The 2,043-nt window shown below is 69.6% G+C and carries 3 protein-coding genes; all 3 read left to right on the plus strand.

The window, feature by feature from the left end:
* Positions 1-1,390 (plus strand): LuxR C-terminal-related transcriptional regulator (locus ACM2XV_RS14730; RefSeq protein WP_487027477.1); only part of this gene is annotated, 1,390 nt, incomplete at its 5' end.
* Positions 1,391-1,481: 91 nt separating this feature from the next.
* The gene (locus tag ACM2XV_RS14735) at positions 1,482-1,748 is read left to right on the plus strand and encodes a hypothetical protein (protein WP_487027478.1); all 267 of its coding nucleotides are present in this window, start codon (positions 1,482-1,484) and stop codon (positions 1,746-1,748) included.
* A 24-nt stretch (positions 1,749-1,772) separates the two neighbouring features.
* On the plus strand, positions 1,773-2,043 hold a 271-nt coding region (locus ACM2XV_RS14740; protein WP_487027479.1), incomplete at its 3' end, for an acyl-CoA dehydrogenase family protein.

A 2,043-nucleotide genomic window follows, 5' to 3' on the forward strand; every position in this document is an offset into this window, starting at 1 on the left:
GCCGGGCCTGCGGGCGCGCACCCTCGCCGCGCTCGCCCGGGACCTGATGAACCAGGGCGACATGACGGCCAGCGTGCGCACGGCCGGGCAGGCGATGGCGGAAGCGGCCGCCGCGGGGGAGCAGCACGCGCTGATCGACGCGCGCGTGACCCGCGCGGTCGCGGGCACCCTGGTGCCGGCGCCTGCACCGGATGCTGCGGGCTACGCCGAGGCCGAGCTGCGCGAGTGCGCCGAGCTCGCCCTCGAGGTCGACGACCTCGAGGTGGCGATCCGCGCCTACGGGAATCTGACCTACGTGCTGGGGGTCGCCGAGCGTGACGCCGATGTCATCGCTGCGTCCCGCGAGGCGTTCGAGAAGTGCGGGCGGTACGGCCCCATTCTTTCGATCGCATCCAGCGTTGTGTCGAATTACGTATCGTCCCTCGTCGCTGTGGGGGAGTGGGACGAAGCGTTGTCCGTCGCGCGGGCGGCACTGTCAGAGCATGTCTCGCCCAGCATGGGCATCTATCTTCACGACGAGATCATCGAGATCCAGACTCTCCGCGGCGAGTGGGACGATGCCGAGGCGCACATCAGGCTTGCGCGGACCCAGTTCGGCGACGGCGTCTACGCACTGCAGTTCGTGGTCGATGAGGCCGCGTTCGAGTTGTGGCGTGGGCGCACTGACGCCGCGCTCGCAGTGATCGCCGGCATCCTCGATGAGCTTCGGCGTCAGGACGATGCCGACATGGTGCTCCAGGCGGCGGTCGTGGCGCTCCAGGCTCACGCGGACGCGTTCGAATCGCGGCTGCCACGCGTGCGCAATGCCGCAACCGACGCGATCGCCGACGCGCTCATCGGCCTCGTCCGCGAGACCGCCTCCGAGGAGTCGCTCTCGTCGATCGGATCGAATCTGGTGCGCACATGCGAGGCCGAGTATGCGCGCTTGCGCGGGGCCGACACCGCCGAGCAGTGGAAAGCCATTGCAGAGGCGTCTCGCGAGTCGGCCCACCCCTTTGAGGAGGCGTACGCACGCTACCGCGCGGGTGTGTGCGCCCTGGCGCATCGTTCGTCGGGAGAGGCATCCGGTCTGCTGTCGCGGGCGCACGAACTCGCTGCGCGGCTGCGCGCCCGACCTCTCTCAGAGCGAGTTCTCGGCACGGTGCAGGCGGGCGGCGTGAAACTCAGTGCGGTACCCGAGCCGGTGGAGCGGCGCACCCCCATCGGCGGACTCAGCGATCGTGAAGCGCAAGTGCTCGAGCTGATCGCCGAGGGGATGTCGAACAGGGACATCGCGCACCGATTGTTCATCAGCGAGCGCACCGTGGGCGTGCATGTGAGCCGCATCCTCGGCAAGCTCGGTGTGCGCAATCGCACGGAAGCGGCTCGCGCAGTCGCCGCCGCGGAATAGGGTCCATGCCGCGGTCGACTCGACCTTGTCGTTCTGTCTGCCCTCATTGTGGAGGTAGACGGCGAGTGCGACGGCGAGTAGAGCAATCCTCATGACAGCTACACCCACGTCGATCACCCAACTGAGCGCGGCGCTCAACGGCGCACTGCCGACCAAGTTCAAGCCGTGCGTCCCGACGCCGACGCGCGACGGCAAGATTCACATCAGCACGGCGCTGACAGGCTCCACTGCGCCGAACACGCCCACCACGTCCCTCTGCGGCGACGCCTCGGTCATCTTCGGCGCCTCGATCGTGCCGAACTTCGTGATCTGCACCGACTGCTGGGCCGCGTTCGTCAATCGCCCGGTCGCCGTCTGACGCCAGGGCGGTCAGACTGGGGTCGTGCACGACGACGCGCTCGACCCCGACGCTGCGGGCGTACTGCGGGGCATCCCGCCCGACGAATTCGTCTGGCGCGATGCGGCCCGCGCGCTCCTGCACGATGAGGTGCTGCCGCACATCGACGGCTGGTGGGAACGCGCGGAGTACCCGGCACACCTGCTCGCCCGCCTGGGCGCCCGCGACCTCCTGCGCGACGGCGTCGACGTCCCGGGGCTCCCCACGCAGTCCGCGCTCGCCGCGGGCCTTCTGGCCGCCGAGCTGAACCGCGGCG

The sequence above is a fragment of the Gryllotalpicola sp. CP2-P1 genome (genome assembly GCF_057512245.1).

Coding starts and splice junctions, on each gene's coding strand:
- ACM2XV_RS14735 (WP_487027478.1), top strand. CDS start 1,482: ATGACAGCTACACCCACGTCGATCACCCAACTGAGCGCGGCGCTCAAC.